This window comes from Rhizobium sp. rho-13.1 (genome assembly GCF_007000305.1).
In the GTDB taxonomy this organism is placed as follows: Bacteria; Pseudomonadota; Alphaproteobacteria; order Rhizobiales; family Rhizobiaceae; genus Rhizobium; species Rhizobium rhododendri.
This window is the reverse complement of record NZ_SCFL01000002.1, coordinates 289,351-304,745: the sequence shown is the minus strand read 5'-3', so window position 1 is coordinate 304,745 and position 15,395 is coordinate 289,351. Positions and strand designations below refer to the sequence as shown.

The 15,395-nt window shown below is 61.3% G+C and carries 17 protein-coding genes; 1 reads left to right on the top strand and 16 read right to left on the bottom strand.

Annotation, left to right across the window (positions count from 1 at the left end; all coding sequences use genetic code 11):
• Positions 1-35: 35 nt before the first annotated feature.
• The 14 genes from EQW76_RS07905 to EQW76_RS07840 form a co-directional block, all read right to left on the bottom strand.
• Entirely contained in the window at positions 36-455 is a 420-nt protein-coding gene (locus tag EQW76_RS07905; RefSeq protein WP_111216473.1) for a helix-turn-helix domain-containing protein, read from the bottom strand.
• Positions 456-613: 158 nt separating this feature from the next.
• Positions 614-2,215: an apolipoprotein N-acyltransferase gene (gene lnt, locus EQW76_RS07900; protein WP_142823873.1), complete on the bottom strand. Its 1,602-nt coding sequence runs from the start codon at positions 2,213-2,215 to the stop codon at positions 614-616.
• Positions 2,216-2,307: 92 nt separating this feature from the next.
• Entirely contained in the window at positions 2,308-3,483 is a 1,176-nt protein-coding gene (locus EQW76_RS07895; RefSeq protein WP_142823872.1) for a hemolysin family protein, read from the bottom strand.
• Between the two features lie 8 nt (positions 3,484-3,491).
• Positions 3,492-3,998 (bottom strand): rRNA maturation RNase YbeY, encoded by a 507-nt coding sequence (gene ybeY / locus EQW76_RS07890; RefSeq protein WP_142823871.1) that lies wholly within the window; start codon positions 3,996-3,998, stop codon positions 3,492-3,494.
• Between the two features lie 15 nt (positions 3,999-4,013).
• Positions 4,014-5,069 carry a PhoH family protein gene (locus EQW76_RS07885; RefSeq protein ID WP_142823870.1) on the bottom strand — a complete coding sequence of 352 codons (1,056 nt, stop codon included), beginning with the start codon at positions 5,067-5,069 and terminating at the stop codon, positions 4,014-4,016.
• A 29-nt stretch (positions 5,070-5,098) separates the two neighbouring features.
• Positions 5,099-6,490, bottom strand: coding sequence for a tRNA (N6-isopentenyl adenosine(37)-C2)-methylthiotransferase MiaB (gene miaB / locus EQW76_RS07880; RefSeq protein WP_142823869.1), 1,392 nt, complete (start codon positions 6,488-6,490; stop codon positions 5,099-5,101).
• Positions 6,491-6,539: 49 nt separating this feature from the next.
• On the bottom strand, positions 6,540-7,337 hold the full coding sequence (locus EQW76_RS07875; protein ID WP_142823868.1) for a lysophospholipid acyltransferase family protein: 798 nt from the start codon (positions 7,335-7,337) through the stop codon (positions 6,540-6,542).
• Positions 7,338-7,444: 107 nt separating this feature from the next.
• Positions 7,445-7,873 carry a Fur family transcriptional regulator gene (locus EQW76_RS07870; protein ID WP_111216460.1) on the bottom strand — a complete coding sequence of 143 codons (429 nt, stop codon included), beginning with the start codon at positions 7,871-7,873 and terminating at the stop codon, positions 7,445-7,447.
• 38 nt (positions 7,874-7,911) lie between these two features.
• Positions 7,912-8,400 (bottom strand): N-acetyltransferase, encoded by a 489-nt coding sequence (locus tag EQW76_RS07865; protein WP_142823867.1) that lies wholly within the window; start codon positions 8,398-8,400, stop codon positions 7,912-7,914.
• A gap of 3 nt (positions 8,401-8,403) precedes the next feature.
• Positions 8,404-9,072 carry a tRNA (adenosine(37)-N6)-threonylcarbamoyltransferase complex dimerization subunit type 1 TsaB gene (gene tsaB / locus EQW76_RS07860; RefSeq protein ID WP_142823866.1) on the bottom strand — a complete coding sequence of 223 codons (669 nt, stop codon included), beginning with the start codon at positions 9,070-9,072 and terminating at the stop codon, positions 8,404-8,406.
• Positions 9,073-9,097: 25 nt separating this feature from the next.
• Positions 9,098-9,664, bottom strand: a complete 567-nt coding sequence (locus EQW76_RS07855; RefSeq protein WP_142823865.1) for a NifU family protein — start codon at positions 9,662-9,664, stop codon at positions 9,098-9,100.
• Positions 9,665-9,779: 115 nt separating this feature from the next.
• A complete protein-coding gene (locus EQW76_RS07850) occupies positions 9,780-10,271 on the bottom strand; it encodes a universal stress protein (RefSeq protein ID WP_111216455.1) in 492 nt (163 codons plus the stop codon).
• Positions 10,272-10,359: 88 nt separating this feature from the next.
• Entirely contained in the window at positions 10,360-11,424 is a 1,065-nt protein-coding gene (gene trpS, locus EQW76_RS07845; protein WP_142823864.1) for a tryptophan--tRNA ligase, read from the bottom strand.
• 99 nt (positions 11,425-11,523) lie between these two features.
• Complete coding sequence (locus tag EQW76_RS07840; protein ID WP_142823863.1) at positions 11,524-11,919, bottom strand: VOC family protein; 396 nt, start codon at positions 11,917-11,919, stop codon at positions 11,524-11,526.
• A gap of 139 nt (positions 11,920-12,058) precedes the next feature.
• Between EQW76_RS07840 and EQW76_RS07835 the strand changes: the two genes are divergently transcribed.
• Complete coding sequence (locus EQW76_RS07835; RefSeq protein WP_142823862.1) at positions 12,059-12,559, top strand: GNAT family protein; 501 nt, start codon at positions 12,059-12,061, stop codon at positions 12,557-12,559.
• Between the two features lie 40 nt (positions 12,560-12,599).
• Here the strand turns inward: EQW76_RS07835 and EQW76_RS07830 are convergent, their stop codons facing one another.
• Together EQW76_RS07830 and EQW76_RS07825 are read right to left on the bottom strand one after the other, a co-directional pair.
• Complete coding sequence (locus tag EQW76_RS07830; protein ID WP_142823861.1) at positions 12,600-13,469, bottom strand: aldo/keto reductase family oxidoreductase; 870 nt, start codon at positions 13,467-13,469, stop codon at positions 12,600-12,602.
• 405 nt (positions 13,470-13,874) lie between these two features.
• The gene (locus EQW76_RS07825; protein WP_142823860.1) at positions 13,875-15,260 is read right to left on the bottom strand and encodes a cytochrome P450; all 1,386 of its coding nucleotides are present in this window, start codon (positions 15,258-15,260) and stop codon (positions 13,875-13,877) included.
• Between the last annotated feature and the right edge of the window lie 135 nt (positions 15,261-15,395).

The following is a 15,395-nucleotide window of genomic DNA, read 5'->3' as shown; positions in this document are numbered from 1 at the left end:
ATGACCGCCTTTGCGTCTTCATGTATAGCCGGCGCTTACTCGGCGTCGGCTTCGGCAGCCAATGCCTTGACCAGTTCGACGACCTTGCGGCGAACCTTTGCATCGGAAATCTTGACGAAAGCACGATTGAGCTGCAGGCCTTCCGAGGACGACAGGAAGTCCACGACATAGTTGGAGCTCGAGGCTTCAGCCATGCCGCTGGCGGACGTCGAGTGATCGCCCGGTGCGTCTTCAAAGAAGAACGAGACCGGCACGTTGAGGATGCTGGAAATATTCTGAAGACGACTGGCGCCAACGCGGTTGGTGCCCTTTTCGTACTTCTGGATTTGCTGGAACGTGATGCCGAGGCTTTCGCCAAGTTTTTCCTGGCTCATGCCCAGCATGGTGCGACGGAGACGGATCCTGCTACCGACATGGATGTCGATTGGATTCGGCTTCTTCTTATTTTCGATCATTATAATGCCCTAACTAGCTCTGGTTGAATCGGCTTCTTCGCCCCCACTACCCCCGACCATGCTTATATAACGCCACGTTGCAGAGCTATATTCGCTTGATCGCCATCTTACGTACAGATTAGCGTCCTGGACCACTATGCATTTTTAGGGGTTTTAGGTCAATTCAGGGCTGAAATAAAACCCATGCGTGAAATCACTGCAATCAGGCCCATGCACGCAAGTGCCAACCAAAAGTACAGAACCCGCAGTTTTTCGCCTATTTTAGTTTGGTCTACGCTACCCAAGGTGGCGTCGACAAATCCCTGCTGGCCAAGATCGAGGCCGGCGACGAGACGTCCATGAGAATCGACCAGAGCAGAAATTCCGCTGTTGGCGCTGCGGATGAGCGGCAGGCCGTATTCGACGGCGCGGACACGGGCCTGCTGAAAATGCTGGTAGGGTCCGGGTGTATTGCCGAACCAGGCATCGTTGGTGACATTGACGATAGCGTCGGCCTTGGCGATATCGGGCGTCATCTCGTCGGGAAAGATGATCTCGTAGCAGAGCAACGGGTAGAGCCGGATGCTCGATGGCAGGGTCAACAGCGAGCGACGGGCGGCAGCGGAAAAACCGCCCGGCATCTCGACGATGTTGGCTATGCCGAAATTCTGGAGGATGCTCTCGAAGGGCACATACTCGCCGAACGGCACCAGGTGCACCTTGTCCGCAGCGCCGATGATCTGGCCGCGGCCATCGATCACGTAGATCGAATTGTAGTAGCGCGGCGGCGTCCCCGGCCCCATGTCCTCGGCCCGCACGGCGCCGGTGATGAGGATCTGGTCGTCGGCGAGGACATCGGCAATGCGGGTCAGGGCGTCCCGGTTGTCGGTCAGGAGAAAGGGGAGCGCCGTTTCCGGCCAGACGATGATGTCAGGCCGCTTGCCACCATCCTGCGGTGGCGCCGCTGACAACGCCAGATGCTTCTCGAAGATCGCGGTGCGATCGCCGTCAGTGTCCTGCTTGGCCTCTTGATCGATGTCGGGCTGGATGACGCGCACGACCGGCGCCTTTGCATCTGCACGGAAGGCAGACTCCGGCTGGTTTAGCGCGTAGTAGCCGTAGCCGAGATGGGCAGCGAACAGGAGAGCCGCGAGTGTAATTCCGGGGATGGCGCCGTTGCGGGTGCCTAACAGCGCCGGCGCCGCAAATACGAAGACGGACAGCACCGTCACCCCCAGCATGCCGATCATGTGGGCCGACTGCATCATCAGCGGCGTCGGCATCATGCCATAGCCGATGGCATTCCAGGGAAAGCCGGTGAAGACGAAACTGCGCAGCCATTCGATAAGCCCAAATGCGAAGGCCAGTGCCGCGATCCGTCCAAGACCGTCGGACCATACGAGCCTCGCCAGCGCGGCGGCGAGCCCGTAGAAGATCGCGAGAAATGCCGGCAGGCCGAGGATCGCCAGAGGCAGGGCCCACGCGAACTGCTCCGCATCGATCATCAGCGCATGGCCGAGCCACCAGAGGCCGGCGACGAAATAGCCGAAACCGAACAGCCAGCCGGTCACGAAAGCTGGCCACAGACGGCGGAGGATGCCGCTGCCTGGAGCGGCAGTGGCGCCGTCAAGCAGCCAGACAAGCAGGGTGAAGGAGACGAACATCGCGGCAAAAAAGCCGAAGGGCGGGAGCGCCAGCACGCCGATAGCGCCGGCACCTATGGCAAGCAGGGCACGCCTGAAACCCCAGACCAGAATGACCCTGTCCGCAAGCCATTCCATGCACGCTCTCCCTTGAAACACCACGAATCAAACCCGTTGCGCAGTGTTTCAAAAAAGGCGCGGTTTGTCCCTTGAAGGCTTACGACAGTAGCTTAGCCGGCTGCGTTGCGATTGACGGCACCGCCATCGGATGGCCCGTCGACAGCCGGATGGTCTTTGTCATTACCGGATGCCTCCACTTCACCCTTGACGGGGCGACGGCGGACCGGATGGCGCTTGCGGGTGATGCGGACGCGCTTGATGCGGCGCGGATCAGCCTCGAGGATCTGAAACTCGAACCCGGGAAGCCCCTGGACAAGCTCGCCGCGAACCGGAATGCGACCGAGCGCCGAGAAGATGAGGCCACCCAGCGTATCGACGTCGTCGACTTCCTCGCTGACATCGAAGTCTGAGCCGATAGCCCGGGCGATGTCTTCGAGTTCGACGCGGGCATCGGCGACGAAGACGTCTTCCGATACCTGCTTGAACATGACCTCTTCGTCGTCGTGCTCGTCGTCGATATCGCCAACGACCATCTCGACGATGTCCTCATGCGAGGCCAGACCGTCGGTTCCACCATATTCGTCGATGACCAACGCCATCTGGGTGCGGTTGACCTGCATGCGCCGAAGCAGGTCGGAGGCCAGCATCGACGGCGGCACGAACAGGATCTTCCTGATGATACCGGCTTCGGCAACGGTCTTGCGAAGATCGACCCGGGCGAGATCGAAGTTCGGCTTGGCGGAACGCGGTGCCTTTTCGGCCTTCTCGGCAGCAACAGCGGCGACCTGCGGATCGATTGCCGCAGCCTTGGCGCCGACCCGGCGCTTGTTGCGCGCCTGCTTGGCAACATAGGAAAGCAGGTCGCGGATGTGCACCATGCCGCGGGGATCGTCGAGCGTATCGCAATAGACGGGCATGCGCGAACGTCCGCTTTCCTCGAACAGGATCATCAGTTCCCCGATGGTCAGGCTCTGGTCGACAGCCTCGATATCGGCACGCGGCACCATGACGTCGGCAACGCGCACCTCCCGGAAGCGCAGGATATTGTGCAGCATCGCCCGTTCGTCGGCCGAAAAACCGTCATCGTCGGTGCCGTTCACCATTAGGGCGTCGGTGAGGTCCTCGCGCAGGCGCGAGCCCTGGGCCGGACGCAGCACGCGCGCCGCACGGCTCCAGAAGGTGGATTGGGATTTGTGCCCCGCCCTGCCGTTGCTACTCGCCGCCTCTTCGGAGGCTGCGTCCTGCTCTTTGGCGTCAGTGGCCGGTTTTGCTGTAAAGTCGCTCATGGTTCCAATCAGATCGGGTCTTGACCCGCATAGGGATCTGATAGGCCAAGTCTCGCCAAAATACGAGTCTCAAGGCCTTCCATCAGTTCGGCGTCTTCATCATTCATATGGTCGTAGCCAAACAGATGCAACAATCCATGCACCATCAGATGGGTGAGATGCTCGTCGACACCCTTGTCGAGATCAACCGCCTCGCGCTCCACCGTCTCGCGGGCGATGATGATATCGCCCAGCATGGGGCCGGGCATGCCGCCCGGAGCAAGCGGAAAAGCCGGGAACGACAGGACATTGGTCGGCTTGTCCTGCTTCCGCCATTCGGCGTTGATCGCCCGGATAGAGGCATCGTCGGTGAAAACCAACGAGAGTTCGGGCTCCATCGATGGAAAAGGCTGATGGACCTCCGTCTGCAGAAAATCTGCGGCATTGCCGAGCACGCGCTCGGCCATTGCCTGAAGTGTTTCCTCGGAGGGCCAGCGGCCCTCCTCGATGCTGATCTGTATGTCCAGTCGGGTCATGGCGTCATGCCGGCATCAGCTCTGCCGATCGGCCTCTTCGCTTTCGGGCGTCGCGTACATCGTATCGTAGGCGCGCACGATGCGGCCGACCAGCGGATGGCGGACGATGTCGGTGTCCTTGAAGCGGATCACCGAAATGCCCTCGACGCCGGTCAACAGCTGCAAAGCCTCGACCAGCCCGGATTTGACGCCGCGCGGCAGATCGATCTGGCTCGGGTCGCCGGTGACGATCATCCGCGAGTTTTCGCCGAGACGGGTAAGGAACATCTTCATCTGCATCGAGGTCGTATTCTGCGCCTCGTCGAGGATGACGGCGGAGTTGGCCAGCGTACGGCCGCGCATGAAGGCGAGCGGCGCGATTTCGATGACACCGGCGATGATCGCCCGCTCGACCTTGTCGCCCGGCATCATGTCGTAGAGCGCGTCATAGAGCGGCCGCAGATAGGGATCGACCTTCTCTTTCATGTCGCCGGGCAGGAAGCCCAGCCGTTCGCCAGCTTCCACAGCCGGGCGCGACAGGATGATCTTTTCGACCGCGCCGCGTTCCAGCAGCTGGCAGGCCTGCGCCACGGCAAGATAGGTCTTGCCCGTACCGGCCGGGCCGCAGCCGAATACCAGTTCCGAGCGTTCGAGTGCGCGGAGATAGGCATCCTGCGTCGGCGTGCGCGCGACGATGGTCTTCTTGCGGGTCGAAACCTGGGCCATGGTCAGCTTGGCCTTGCGCTCCATGGTCGGCAGGATCAGCTGGTCATCGGCCGCCAGCGCCATGCGGATGGCGCCCTCGACATCGGACGGCTCGACGCTGCCACCCTTCTGCAATTTTTCGTAGAGGTAATCGAGAGTGCGCCGGGCCTGGTTGGTGGCCAGCACATCGCCGGTGATGACGACGGAGTTGCCGCGAGCGCGGACGTTGATCTTCAGCCGCTCCTCGAGCAGCTTCAGGTTCTGCTCGAACTGACCGAACAGCTCGCTGGCGAACCTGTTGTTTTCGAAAGTCAGAACGAAGTGATTGGCGTCGGTCGCGGCAGGGGACTGGCGCGGAGTAGAGGAAACCAATTCTTGTGCGTTCAAGCGGTCAAGCTCCTTTGCCAATCTCGGACCTACACCTGCTCTGCAAAGAGACTGTTGGTGCTTGTCCCGGTGATTCGTACATTGATAATGTCACCGATTTGCGATGCCTTTGCATCAACATTCACCGATTGCAGCCACGGAGAGCGACCTATCAACTGTCCTGGCATGCGACCGGGCTTTTCGAGCAACACATCGACCACGCGGCCGACGCAGGCTTCGGCAAATTCCTGCTGCTGGCGCATCAGAAGCGCCTGCAACCGTTCCAGCCGTTCAGCCTTGATCTCTTCGGGCACCTGATCCTTCAAGTCCGCGCCGGGGGTGCCGGGACGCGTCGAATATTTGAACGAGTAGGCCTGTGCATAGCGCACGGCCTTGACGAGGGTGAGCGTATCCTCAAAATCCTCGTCTGTCTCCCCCGGAAAGCCGACGATGAAATCTCCGGACAGGGCAATATCCGGGCGCGCGGCCCGGATGCGCTCGACCAGGGCCAGGTAGTCGGCCGTGGTGTGGCGGCGGTTCATCGCTTTTAGGATGCGGTTGGAGCCTGCCTGCACCGGCAGATGCAGATAGGGCATCAGCATGCGCAGGTCGCGGTGGGCATTGATCAGCCTGTCATCCATGTCGCGCGGATGACTTGTGGTATAGCGCAGCCGCGCCAGACCCGGAATATCGGCAAGCCGATACAGCAGGTCGCCAAGGCTCCATTCCTCGCCATCCGGTCCCTTGCCGTGCCAGGCGTTGACGTTCTGGCCGAGCAGCGTCACTTCGCGCACGCCACCAGCGACCAGTTTCTCCGCCTCGTCGACGATCTGCGACACCGGCCGGGAAACCTCGGAACCGCGCGTGTAAGGCACGACACAGAAGGTGCAGAACTTGTCGCAGCCTTCCTGCACCGTCAGGAACGCCGTGACGCCACGGGCGCGGATTTTGGCGCTTTCGGCCATCGGCAGATGCAGGAACTTGTCTTCGATGGCATATTCCGTATCGACGACGCGCTGGCCTTGCTTGGCGCGACGTAGCGCCTCAGGCAGGCGATGATAGGTCTGCGGACCGATCACCACATCGACGGCGGGCGCCCGACGCAGGATTTCCTCGCCCTCGGCCTGGGCAACGCAGCCGGTGACGCCGATCATCATCTCGCGACCGTCTGCAGCCTTGCGCTTTTTCATGTCGCGAAGCCGGCCGAGCGCCGAATAGACCTTTTCGGCCGCCTTCTCGCGGATATGGCAGGTGTTGAGGAGGACGAGGTCGGCCTCTTCCATGTCGTCGGTCGGCTCGTAGCCGTCCTTGGCCAGCGCGTCGCTCATCCGGGTGGAGTCGTAGACGTTCATCTGGCAGCCGTAGGTCTTGATGAAGACCTTGCGGCTGTTGCTGCCATCACGGGGTTCCGGGGCGATCAGAAGGGCGCTGTCCTGGGTCATGGCGGCTATCTAGTGGTTTTTTGACGGTGTGAAAAGACAATCTTGAGTATCAGGTCTTGTGGCGACCGAGCAGCAGGCCCGAAAGCAGGGCACGAATGCGCTCGGTGACTTCCGCTGCGACCTGCTTGCGGTTGCTGTCGGCGCGATAATCGACCGTCTCGCCGAAATGCACGTCGACATCGATTGCGCCGCAGGCAAGCACGCCCTTCAGCGACGGCAGCATCTCGATGTCTCCCGGCCATGTGGCAACGGGCCGGTGATAACGCCCCATCGGCATGCCGTGGATGCCTGTATAAGCGACCGCGACCGGCTGGACGTGCACCACGCCTTCGGGTGCGGCCGGAAGTGCGGCGGCCGCCGCCCCGAACAGCGAGGACTTCACCTCCAGCAGGCGGTTGCCGTCCGACGTTGTGCCTTCCGGAAACAGAACGACGATCTCGCCGCCGGCCATGCGCTCGGCAATCTCGTTCACCTGCTCGCCCGTCTTGCGCTTCTGCTCGCGGACGACGAAGATCGTCTTCTGCAATCGCGCGAAAAGTCCGAAGATCGGCCAGTCGCGCACCTCGATCTTCGCAATAAAGGCGACATCGGCAACTGCCGACAGCACCAGGATATCCAGCCAGGACGAATGGTTCGATGCCAGCATCAGTGGCCTCCGACGATCCGGCACGCCATGAACGCGGATGTGCAGCCCGAAGGCATAGCAGACGAGGCGGTGCCAGAGGCGCGGCAGGTAGCGGCGCAGCCTCCAGTCAAAATAGAGGCAGACACATTGCAGCGGCAGCAGGAAAACGCTGGCGAGCACCACCAGCAACAGACCGAAGGCAAGGCGAAGCCGGTGGATCAAGGCCGTGCCTCATCAAGTGTTTTCGGATGCGTACCTACCACCTCACCGCAAAGCTGCGGTTTCCGAATGCATAAGCTTCGTCCGGCCCTGTCGCAGACATCAGGCACTCAGTGCTCGTCCTTCTTGATCGGCACGCCATAAAGCTCGAGCCGGTGGCCTACCAGGCGAAAGCCGTGCTCGCGCGCTATACGTTCCTGCAGGGCCTCGATTTCCGGCGAATGGAACTCGACGACGTCGCCGGTCTTCAGGTCGATCAGGTGGTCGTGGTGCTCTTCCGGAACCGTCTCGTAGCGCGAACGGCCGTCTCGAAAATCGTGGCGGGTGATAATGCCGGCGTCCTCGAACAGCTTTACCGTGCGGTAGACCGTCGAGATGGAGATTTTCGAATCGATCTTCACCGAACGGCGATGCAGTTCCTCCACATCGGGATGATCCTCGGCATCCGCAATGATTCGAGCGATGACGCGCCGCTGCTCGGTCATGCGCATGCCGCGTTCGGCACAGAGCTCCTCGAGCGATTTGGCAATATCTGTCATCGATGTCGTCTTCTGGCCCGTGGATCCGACCCTAGGGACTAGCGAAGATCGCGGCGCATGACAAGCGCCGTCGATTTTGTACCGGATGCATCCGTGTAATAGGCCTTACGCTCGCCAACCGTGGCGAAGCCCAGCTTGCGGTAGAGCCCGACTGCCGCAACATTGCCAGCATCGACCTCCAGAAACATGCTTTCACCGCCGCGCCGGTGCGCCTCGCGCATCGCCGCCTGCATCAACCGCCAGCCGAGACCGGCGCGACCGAGCTTCGGCTGCACCGCAACCGTGAGGATCTCCGCCTCGTCGGCGACATGGCGAGCCAGCACGAAACCGCAAAGTGCCGGCTTGCCGTTGGTCTGGCGGGCGACAAAGCCGAACACCGGCTCCTGCGACAGCAGGCTGTGGAATTCGCCTGTGCCCCAGGCTTTCGGAAAGCGGGCGCTGTGCAGCGCGGATACGTCGGCGCAATCGCGCGAGACCATGGCAACGATCTCGTAATCCGGCTTGCTTCTAAGGAATGACGGCAGCATCGCCTATTGCCTCGCGACGGCAAAGCCGAGCTGCGGCTTGGCATCGGGGCCGCGCAGATAAAGCGGCTTCGGCTTCTCGCCGACAAGCATTTTTGCACCCAGCCGCGCAACATGCGAGATCGGAAAGGCATTGCCAGCCGCGTCTGCCGGCGCATCCTCCGCCGTGGAGCTCAAAAGCGGCACGGCCGAGCCGGCCAACAGGCCATCGAACTCGGCGGCCAGCGCTCGAGCATCCTGCACTAGCACCGCCGCAGACTCGCTAAGAGGCATTCCGTCGGCACCGAATGTCTGCAGGTAGACTTCGCCCCGCTTGGCGTCCATTGCCACCAGCATCGGCCGGCCCGCAGCCTTCGGGCGATGGGCAGCCGCGATCACCTCGAGTGTCGTGACGCCGACAGCCGGGATGCCGAGCGCAAGGGCAAAGCCACGGGCCGCAGCGACGCCGACCCGGATGCCGGTGAAGGAGCCGGGACCGACAGTCACCGCGATCCGCTCGACTGCATCGAGCTTCAGGCCAGCCTTGTCGAGCACACGATCGACCAGCGCGATGAGATGCTCGGCATGGCCCTTACCGATGGTTTCGGTAATTTCGGCGAGCACGCGGTCGCCGTCGCTGTCATAGACGGCGGCGGCGCAATCGATGCCTGCGGTATCCAGCGCCAGTACGATCATTTTCGACGTTTCCGGAAAATCCCGATCAGACCGCTTCGACTTCCAGCACTTCGGGCACGAAATGGTGGAGGAGGTTCTGGACGCCGTGCTTCAGCGTGGCGGTGGACGAAGGGCAGCCGGCGCATGAGCCTTTCATGTTGAGAAAGACGGTGCCATCCCGGAAGCCGCGGAAAGTGATGTCGCCCCCATCCTGGGCGACGGCCGGACGGACACGGGTCTCCAGCAGTTCCTTGATCGTCAAGACGATGGACTCATCGCCCTCGGCGAAGAACTCGCCATCGGCATCCGTGACTTCCGACAATGCCGAGGACGTGCCCATGACGGGCTTGCCGGACATGAAATGCTCCATGATCGAGCCGAGGATAGCTGGCTTCAGATGCTGCCATTCCTGATCATCCTTGGAGACGCTGATGAAATCATAGCCGAAATAGACGCCGGTGACTCCGGGCACGGTGAACAGGCGGGCCGCGAGTGGCGAAACCTGCGCGTCGGCGGCGCTGCGGAACTCCGCCGTGCCATTTTCCATGACAACCTTGCCAGGCAGGAATTTCAGCGTTGCGGGGTTCGGCGTGGACTCGGTCTGAATGAACATCGTCATCTCCATGACGGCGGCATGAGCCTGTCCGTCGTTTAGAACTCTTCAAAAGAAAATAGGCCTTTTCGGCCAACCAATCAAGACCGCCACACTCAACAAATCGGCAACGGGATCAGCAAAGAGCGTCGATTTCCTCGTTTGTCAGCGAATCCGGCAGCACCGTGACCGGGATCGGGAAGGCTGCGGAGCGACCGGCGACGGACGATACCAGCGGCCCCGGACCTTCCTTGTTCGATCCCGCTGCCAGAACAAGAATGGCGACGTCGCGGTCCTCGTCGATCACTGCATTCAGCTGTTCCGCAACATCGCCCTCGCGGATGACCGTTTCGGGCTCGATGCCGATGGTTTCCCGCACAAGCTGGGCAGCCTTGGCGACAACAGCTTCGGCCTCCTCGCGCGCTTCCGCGCGCATGATTTCCTCGACCCCCAGCCACTGCTGGAAATCACCATCGGGAATGACGTAGAGCAGCAGCAGACCGCCATTGGAATTCTTCGCCCGCCGGCCAGCGTAGTGCACCGCACGCTGGCATTCCGGAGTGCCGTCGATCACCGCCATGAACTTGCGGCGATGGCCTTCTAGCCGTGAAAGTCGCTGTGATACCATGGCCGGACTCTGACACGTGATGGCCGATTTTTGCAAGCCCCCGTCTTCTCCTTCTCCCCAGCAGGGAGAAGGAGACTGGACACGTGACCTAGGAGATGAAGCCGACGATATCGCGGACCTGCTGCATGGTGACTTCGGCCCGGGCCCGGGCCCTTGCTCCACCATCGCGCAGCACGGCATCGATATGACCGGGGTCGGCCATCAGCCGGCGCATTTCGCCGGTGATCGGCGCCAGGGTAGCAACCGCGACATCGACCAGCGCCGGCTTGAAAACCGAGAACTGCTGGCCGCCGAATTCGGCGAGGACCTCCGCCTTGGTCTTGTCGGCAAGTGCTGCGTAGATGCCGACGAGATTGTCGGCTTCCGGGCGCCCGGCAAGTCCGGCGATCTCGCTCGGCAAGCCATCCGGATCGGTCTTCGCCTTGCGGATCTTCTTGGAGATGGTCTCCTCGTCGTCCATCAGGTTGATGCGCGACAGGTCCGATGGATCCGACTTCGACATCTTCTTGGAGCCATCCTTCAGCGACATGACACGCGGCGCAGGGCCATCGATCAGCGGTTCCACCAGCGGGAAGAAGGCATGCACCGGCTGTTCGCCAACGACGATATCAAGCCCGGTGCCAGCGCGGCGGATGTGCTCGGCGTAGTCGATGTTGAACTTCATGGCGATGTCGCGGGCAAGCTCCAGATGCTGCTTCTGGTCATCGCCGACGGGCACATGCGTGCCGCGATAGACGAGAATATCGGCCGCCATCAGGCTTGGATAGGCGTAGAGCCCGAGCGAGGCATTTTCACGATCCTTGCCAGCCTTGTCCTTGAACTGCGTCATGCGGTTCATCCAGCCGATGCGGGCAACGCAATTGAAGATCCAGGCGAGTTCGGCGTGCTGGGGCACGGACGACTGGGCGAAGACGATATGCTTTTCGGGGTCGATGCCGGCAGCGAGAAAAGCTGCGGTAATCGAGCGGATCTGGCCAGGCATGTCGTCGTGGACGAGTTGCGCAGTCAATGCGTGCATGTCGACGACGCAGTAGATGCAGTCGTTATTGTCCTGCAGCGCTACGAATTTCTTGATGGCGCCGAGATAATTACCGAGATGCAGGTTGCCGGTCGGCTGGACGCCGGAAAATACGAGTTTCTTGAATTCGGTCATGTCGTCCTCAATAGGCTTGTGGAAGGCCCCAGGGCTTTTCCGCCCATGTTGCAACATCGCGGCTTATGCACGGCGACAACCTGCCGAGCAAGAGGGATCTCAGGCAGAATGCTCGATCAGATCCCAGCGGTTGCCATAGGGATCGGCAAACACCGCGACCGTGCCATAGATTTCGCGCCGGGGCGCCTCCAGGAAGGTGACGCCCTTGTCCAGCATGGTGGCGTGATCGCGGGCGAAATCGCTGGTCTTCAGGAAAAAGCCGACGCGACCGCCGGTTTGGTTGCCGATTGCCGCACGCTGATCTTCACCCTCCGCCCTCGCCAGCAGCAACGCTGCCCCATCCTTGCCCGGAGGCCGCACCACGACCCAGCGCTTGCCATCGTCCTGCACCTCATCCTGCTGGCAATCAAATCCAAGCGCGTCGCAATAAAATGCCTTTGCAGCATCGTAATCGTCGACAACGAGGGTGACGAGAAAGACGGATCGGTCGGACATGTCGGGCTCTCTGTTATCTGGACGATGGTGTCGTGGGTTACTTAGGGCGGACGCCCACCGTCGAGTTAGGCAAAGGGTCGTCGGGATATCGACGGCCACCATACTTTACGGGCGTTGTCGGCGGAACTAAAGGAAGCATATGCCGAACATTCAAATCGATCGCGTCCATATTTCGGATGCTGAAGACCTCATCGAGGCAAACAGGAAGAGCAGAGCTTTTCATGCGCCCTGGATTGCTCCATTCACGGATATGGATGGCTTCGACGCGTGGTACGCCAGGACGATAACCGGACCCAACCTCGGCTTCGTCGCACGCGAGCGAGCAAGCGGTTCCATCGTCGGCGTGGTGAATATCAGCGAGATTGTTTGGGGCGCGTTCCGAAGCGGATACCTCAGCTATTACGGCATTTCCGGGCTTTCGCGGAAAGGCTTCATGACCGAGGCGGTCGATAGCGTCTGCAAACACGCTTTCGCGGAAATTGGTTTGCATCGGCTGGAAGCAAACATCCAGCCGGATAATGTTGCGTCACTGGCCCTGGTGCGGCGAGCCGGATTTCAGCGCGAAGGCTTTTCCGAAAGATACCTCAAGATCGCCGGCGAATGGCGCGACCATGAGCGGTGGGCGAGGCTATCCAGCTAGAGGGCACCGCACCATTGCAGTGCGGCGCCCCGAGTTTGCCTTAGCCAGCAGACACGCCGTCGAGGGCCCTGAGGACATCTTCGGTAAGCTGAAGGTCGGCAGCAGCCAGATTTTCCTTGAGATGCCCGACGGACGAGGTGCCAGGAATGAGCAGGATGTTGGGAGAGCGGCGGAGGAGCCAGGCAAGGGCAACCTGCATCGGCGTGGCGCCAAGGCTCGCAGCGACGCTGTCGAGAGCCGAGGACTGCAGCGGGCTGAAACCACCAAGCGGAAAGAACGGCACATAGGCGATGCCGTCGCGGGCGAGATCGTCGATCAGCGCGTCGTCGCTGCGGTGGGCGAGATTGTACATGTTCTGGATGCAGACGATGTCTGCGATACGCCGGCCTTCGGCAATCTGCGTCGGGGTGGCATTGCTGAGCCCGATGTGGCGTACGAGGCCCTGGCGCTGCAGGTCGGCCAATACGGTCATGGGCGCCTCGAGCGAGCCTTCGGCCGGCCCATGGGCGCTGAACATCAGGCGCAGGTTGACGACATCGAGCACATCGAGGCCAAGGTTGCGCAGATTGTCGTGCACGGCCTCGGTCAACTCGGCAGCAGAGAAGGCCGGGTTCCACGATGCGTCCGAGCCACGCTTGGCACCGATCTTGGTGACGATCACCAGATCGTCGGCATAGGGGTGAAGCGCCTCGCGGATCAATTGGTTGGTGATATGCGGACCGTAGAAGTCGCTGGTGTCGATGTGATCGACCCCGGCCTCGACAGCGGCGCGGAGCACAGCGATGGCGGCGTCACGATCACGGGGCGGCCCGAACACGCCGGGTCCGGCAAGCTGCATGGCGCCGTAGCCCATGCGTTTGACGCTGTGACTGCCGAGAGTGAATGTGTCTGGCTGATGGGTAGCGGACATGGCTTTCTCCTGTGAAGCAGGAGGTAGAAATAGGGCTCGCTGCCCCATCTGGAAATAACCGCAATCCGCACAGGCTGTGCGGCATCGTGAACAATGACGGCGCCCGCCCCCATGGCATGATGGAGTACCGAGCGCTGCACGAAAGCGGCAACATCAGCGTATCTGCAGGCTCACCCAATAGAGCATCAGCATGCTGAGGAGTGTCAGCGAGACCTGTTTAAACCGTCTTACCCTTTTTGTGCGGACACCTGTCCAATCGTACTGCATCAAGCAGCCCTCTCCTTATCGCGTCCTCAGCAATCATTGCCATGGAGCGCGGCAGCAGCGAGCCGCATCCTCGCCTGAGCTTGGTATATTACGAAACTTGCGTATAGCATTTGTACCGCTTTCAGCTTCGTGCAACGCCTATGAAGACTGAGACGGGGCGGCACGTTTACGCACGACCATCATCAGGTTTTCCTTGGGACGCAGCGTGACTTTCATGATGGCCTTCTTATCTGCCGCACCATGATTGCCGAGCCTCAGCGCTGGCAAGAGTACAGCGAGGATAGCGACGGCCTCCATGACGGCGAAAGCATTGCCGATACAGACCCGTGGCCCTGCCCCGAACGGCATGTAGGCGTAACGGTGGCGGGCCTTGGCGGCATCCGGGGCAAACCGAGCGGGATCGAATGTCTCGGGATCGGACCAGAGCGACGGATGACGATGGAGTGCGTAGATCGGCACGTAGATATCCGCACCTGCCGGGATCCTGAATTCGCCCAGTGCGAACTCACGCAAGGCCGTCCGGGTGATGATGGGAGCCGGCGGATAGAGCCGCATGGCCTCCGAGAAGACTTGCCTGGTGTAGCCGAGCCTCGCGACGTGTTCCGGGCGCAGCGGGCCTCCCCCGGTCACCGTTGCGATTTCCGCGAGGACAGCGGCCTCATATTCCGGGTGCTTTGCCAGGAGATGGAGTGTCCAGGCAAGGCCCAGCGCCGTCGTCTCGTGTCCAGCCGTAATGAAGGTCATGAGGTTATCAACGATTTCGCCGTCGCTCATGCTACGGCCGCTTTCCGGATCGGAGGCGGAGAGCAGCATCGATACGAGGTCGTAACGGGCATCGGGCGCAACCCGGCGCTCGGCGATGACCCTGGCGAGGCTCGAGCGCAAAAACGCCACTGCATCCCGCGCCTTGCCGCGACCGGGAAAGGGAACCCATTCCGGAGCGCCGAGCATGGCGAGTGCGAATGTCCAACCGCTAGGTTTCAGGTAGTCGGTGATCCCCTGCTCGACCCGCGCCACGTCGATTCCATGGCCGCCCGACATCATGGTCTCGACGATAATGTCGAAGGTGGTGCGCATCATTTCGTGGCCGATATCGACGGTGCTGCCCTCGGCTGCCAGAAGCCGGTCCCGGGTGGTTTCCGCCGCTGCGATCATGGCGGGTTGCAGTTCGACAAGCCGATCATGGCGAAATGCGCCGGCGACTGCCTGTCGCTGCCATTTCCAGTGCGACCCGTCGGCAGTGAGAAGCCCTTCGCCGAGGGCCGGACCCAGCGCCCTGCGCACATTCTCGCCCTTGCTCAGCGCATCCGCATTGCCAACGAGAGCTTCGTGAATGAGGACGGGATCGGTGAGATAGACATGAGTCTTGCCGGCGCGCTTGGCGAAAACCACGCGTTCCGTGAACACTTGCGGGGGCAAGGCCTGCAGCGGATTTCTGATCACCGCGACAATTGCTGCGGCGGTGGACCGGCGGGGAATAAACGGCAAGTTGGACGATGAGGGCACTGCGGTTGCGGCTTGCATGCCTGGCTCCTTGTTCGAACGCAGAAACTGCGATAGCGTCTACCTTAAGGTGATTACCTTAAAGAGAAATAAGGTGAATACCTTATATTTGCAAGGGGCGGATATGGTCGATGGTGATTTGCCGGCAGGAAAGTC

Bases quoted from the DNA above. Each gene is read 5' to 3' on its own strand.
- EQW76_RS07835 (WP_142823862.1), top strand. From the start codon at position 12,059: ATGCCGAACATTCAAATCGATCGCGTCCATATTTCGGATGCTGAAGAC.
- miaB (WP_142823869.1), bottom strand. From the start codon at position 6,490: ATGACCCAGGACAGCGCCCTTCTGATCGCCCCGGAACCCCGTGATGGC.
- EQW76_RS07850 (WP_111216455.1), bottom strand. From the start codon at position 10,271: ATGGTATCACAGCGACTTTCACGGCTAGAAGGCCATCGCCGCAAGTTC.
- ybeY (WP_142823871.1), bottom strand. From the start codon at position 3,998: ATGACCCGACTGGACATACAGATCAGCATCGAGGAGGGCCGCTGGCCC.
- EQW76_RS07825 (WP_142823860.1), bottom strand. From the start codon at position 15,260: ATGCAAGCCGCAACCGCAGTGCCCTCATCGTCCAACTTGCCGTTTATT.
- EQW76_RS07895 (WP_142823872.1), bottom strand. From the start codon at position 3,483: ATGAGCGACTTTACAGCAAAACCGGCCACTGACGCCAAAGAGCAGGAC.
- EQW76_RS07830 (WP_142823861.1), bottom strand. From the start codon at position 13,469: ATGTCCGCTACCCATCAGCCAGACACATTCACTCTCGGCAGTCACAGC.
- EQW76_RS07855 (WP_142823865.1), bottom strand. From the start codon at position 9,664: ATGTTCATTCAGACCGAGTCCACGCCGAACCCCGCAACGCTGAAATTC.
- EQW76_RS07840 (WP_142823863.1), bottom strand. From the start codon at position 11,919: ATGTCCGACCGATCCGTCTTTCTCGTCACCCTCGTTGTCGACGATTAC.
- EQW76_RS07905 (WP_111216473.1), bottom strand. From the start codon at position 455: ATGATCGAAAATAAGAAGAAGCCGAATCCAATCGACATCCATGTCGGT.
- trpS (WP_142823864.1), bottom strand. From the start codon at position 11,424: ATGACCGAATTCAAGAAACTCGTATTTTCCGGCGTCCAGCCGACCGGC.
- EQW76_RS07870 (WP_111216460.1), bottom strand. From the start codon at position 7,873: ATGACAGATATTGCCAAATCGCTCGAGGAGCTCTGTGCCGAACGCGGC.
- lnt (WP_142823873.1), bottom strand. From the start codon at position 2,215: ATGGAATGGCTTGCGGACAGGGTCATTCTGGTCTGGGGTTTCAGGCGT.
- tsaB (WP_142823866.1), bottom strand. From the start codon at position 9,072: ATGATCGTACTGGCGCTGGATACCGCAGGCATCGATTGCGCCGCCGCC.
- EQW76_RS07865 (WP_142823867.1), bottom strand. From the start codon at position 8,400: ATGCTGCCGTCATTCCTTAGAAGCAAGCCGGATTACGAGATCGTTGCC.